The sequence below is a fragment of the Streptomyces sp. NPDC060205 genome (genome assembly GCF_042728395.1).
Lineage (GTDB): Bacteria > Actinomycetota > Actinomycetes > Streptomycetales > Streptomycetaceae > Streptomyces.
Map to the genome: position 1 here is coordinate 1 of NZ_JBHWZP010000581.1, position 2,909 is coordinate 2,909.

The window sequence follows — 2,909 nt, forward strand, 5'->3', positions numbered from 1 at the left end:
CGGTTGCAACACAACGGCGCGGGGTGGAGCAGCTCGGTAGCTCGCTGGGCTCATAACCCAGAGGTCGCAGGTTCAAATCCTGTCCCCGCTACTGAAAAACCAGGGCCCGGAACCAGATCATTGGTTCCGGGCCCTAGGTGTTGTACGGGTGTTGTGCGTGGCTCCGGGAGCCACGCGGGAGACGGAGTCGTCAGGCTGCTGCCGCGCAGTTCGGGCAGAGACCTCGGTACGTCACCTCTACGTTCGAGACCGTGAAGCCGAAGCGCTCGGAGTCGGGGAGGTCCGCCAGCGGGTTGCCGTCCGGGTGCACGTCCTTGATCGCGCCGCACTGGGCGCAGACCAGGTGGTGGTGCGGCCGGTGGGCGTTCGGGTCGTACCGCTTGGCGCGCTTGTCCGTGGCGACTTCCAGCACCTCGCCGAGCGAGACCAGCTCGCCCAGGGTGTTGTAGACGGTCGCCCGGGAGATCTCCGGGAGCCGCACCACGGCGCGCGCGTGTACCTCGTCGGCCGTCAGGTGGACGTGATCCCCGTTCAGGACCTCGGCCACGACGCGCCGCTGCGCTGTCATGCGCCAGCCGCGTCCGCGCAGTCGTTCCAACAGGTCGCTCATGCGCACAGCTTAACAGCCTGCTGGACCAGAATCCGAACAGGTGTGACTTTGGAGCGTAGCTTGACTTAGACAATGTCTATTGTAGGATCGAGCTCGGCTCTGGTGAAAGATCGAGCCGAGTGACAGGACTTGCAAGGAATGACGCAGGAGGCGCACGTGACGCAGGGACCGCTTACGACGGAGGCCGGCGCGCCGGTGGCCGACAACCAGAACAGCGAGACCGCGGGCATCGGCGGCCCGGTCCTCGTCCAGGACCAGCTCCTGCTGGAGAAGCTCGCGCACTTCAACCGCGAGCGCATTCCGGAGCGCGTCGTGCACGCCCGTGGCGCCGGCGCCTACGGCACGTTCACCGTCACCGCCGATGTCACCGGCTACACGCGTGCCGCGTTCCTCTCCGAGGTCGGCAAGCAGACCGAGACCTTCCTGCGCTTCTCCACGGTGGCCGGCAACCTCGGTTCGGCCGACGCCGTCCGTGACCCGCGCGGCTGGGCGCTGAAGTTCTACACCGAGGAGGGCAATTACGACCTCGTCGGCAACAACACCCCGGTGTTCTTCGTCAAGGACGCCATCAAGTTCCCCGACTTCATCCACACGCAGAAGCGCGACCCGTACACGGGCTCGCAGGAAGCCGACAACGTGTGGGACTTCTGGGGGCTGTCGCCCGAGTCCACCCACCAGGTGACCTGGCTCTTCGGCGACCGCGGCATCCCGGCTTCGTACCGCCACATGAACGGGTACGGCTCGCACACCTACCAGTGGAACAACGAGGCCGGCGAGGTCTTCTGGGTCAAGTACCACTTCAAGACCGACCAGGGCATCAAGAACCTGACGACCGAGGAAGCGGTGAAGGTCTCGGGGCTCGACCCCGACTCGCACCAGCGCGATCTGCGGGAGTCGATCGAGCGCGGCGACTTCCCGTCCTGGACCGTGCAGGTGCAGATCATGCCGGCGGCCGACGCGGCGGGCTACCGCTTCAACCCGTTCGACCTCACCAAGGTGTGGCCGCACGAGGACTACCCGCCGATCGAGATCGGGAAGCTGGAGCTCAACCGCAACCCGGAGAACGTCTTCGCCGAGGTCGAGCAGAGCGTCTTCAGCCCCGCGCACTTCGTGCCGGGCATCGGGCCCTCGCCCGACAAGATGCTGCAGGGCCGCCTCTTCGCGTACGGCGACGCCCACCGCTACCGCGTCGGCGTCAACGCCGACCACCTGCCGGTGAACCGTCCGCACGCCACCGAGGCCCGTACCAACTCCCGTGACGGCTTCCTGTACGACGGCCGTCACAAGGGCGCGAAGAACTACGAGCCGAACAGCTTCGGCGGGCCCGTCCAGACGGACCGGCCGCTGTGGCAGCCCCTGCCCGTCACCGGCGTCACCGGCAACGGCGAGGCGCCGGTCCACGCCGAGGACAACGACTTCGTACAGGCGGGCAATCTCTACCGTCTGATGTCCGAGGCCGAGCAGGAGCGGCTGATCGGCAACCTGGCGGGCTTCATCGCCCAGGTCTCGCGCGACGACATCGCCGCGCGGGCCATCGGCAACTTCCGTCAGGCCGACGAGGACTTCGGCAAGCGGCTGGACGCCGCGGTCCAGGCCCTGCGCGGCTGACACCAGCACTGGATCGCTTGCCGTAGAGAGCGGGCCGGATTCCCTCGTACCGGGGAGCCGGCCCGCTCACCTTTGTGCCGCCGCCCGCTCGGGCCCGTACGGAGCTCGTACGGGGCCCGTGCAGAGCCTGTTCGGAGCTGCTCGGGCTCTCAGGCCGGGGCGGGCTGACGGAGTGGTGCCCAGCAGCGGATGATGTCGCGGACCGAGACGATGCCGACCGGTTCACCCCGGTCGAGGACGATGAGATGCCGGAAACCGCCGTGGGCCATGGCCCGGGCGGCCTCCTCCAGCGTCCAGGTCGGGGCCGCGAACACCACGTCCGTGGTCGTGTGCGCGTGCGCCCGCTCGGAGTCCGGGTTCTGGCCCAGGCCGACGGAGTTGAGGATGTCGCGCTCGGTGAGGATGCCGATCCCGATGCCGTCGGGATCGAGGACCACCGCCGCCCCGACGCGGCGCGCGGCCATCAGGGCGGAGGCCTTACGGAGTGTGTGGGCGGGGCCGATGGTGAGGACCACCGTGCTCATGGCGTCGCGGACGAGCATGGACGGAGCCACCTCCTACGAATTCGTTCGTTAACGAATTCACAAGTTCACAAGTGGGGGGACTCTCAGAGTCGCAGTTAAAGGGAGGGTCAACAAGAGGGCGTACGCGGCCGGTTCGGGGCGCGTGGCGGGTCGCCCGTGCCCCGGAC

General features: G+C 67.9%; 3 protein-coding genes and 1 tRNA gene. 2 read left to right on the plus strand and 2 right to left on the minus strand.

Annotated elements, in window-relative coordinates; all coding sequences use genetic code 11:
* Window positions 1-17 precede the first annotated feature (17 nt).
* Window positions 18-91 (plus strand) — tRNA-Met (locus tag ACFWGJ_RS43120).
* Window positions 92-190: 99 nt separating this feature from the next.
* Here ACFWGJ_RS43120 and ACFWGJ_RS43125 read toward each other — a convergent pair.
* Window positions 191-610, minus strand: a complete 420-nt coding sequence (locus ACFWGJ_RS43125) for a Fur family transcriptional regulator (protein WP_107020127.1) — start codon at window positions 608-610, stop codon at window positions 191-193.
* Window positions 611-766: 156 nt separating this feature from the next.
* On the opposite strand from ACFWGJ_RS43125, the gene ACFWGJ_RS43130 reads away from it, so the two are divergent.
* Window positions 767-2,218 carry a catalase gene (locus ACFWGJ_RS43130; RefSeq protein WP_387334433.1) on the plus strand — a complete coding sequence of 484 codons (1,452 nt, stop codon included), beginning with the start codon at window positions 767-769 and terminating at the stop codon, window positions 2,216-2,218.
* A gap of 149 nt (window positions 2,219-2,367) precedes the next feature.
* Here the strand turns inward: ACFWGJ_RS43130 and ACFWGJ_RS43135 are convergent, their stop codons facing one another.
* Window positions 2,368-2,760: a cyclic nucleotide-binding/CBS domain-containing protein gene (locus ACFWGJ_RS43135; protein ID WP_387334434.1), complete on the minus strand. Its 393-nt coding sequence runs from the start codon at window positions 2,758-2,760 to the stop codon at window positions 2,368-2,370.
* Window positions 2,761-2,909 lie beyond the last annotated feature (149 nt).

Excerpts from the sequence above, each read along its gene's own strand:
- ACFWGJ_RS43125 (WP_107020127.1), bottom strand. The coding sequence starts at position 610 with ATGAGCGACCTGTTGGAACGACTGCGCGGACGCGGCTGGCGCATGACA.
- ACFWGJ_RS43135 (WP_387334434.1), bottom strand. The coding sequence starts at position 2,760 with ATGCTCGTCCGCGACGCCATGAGCACGGTGGTCCTCACCATCGGCCCC.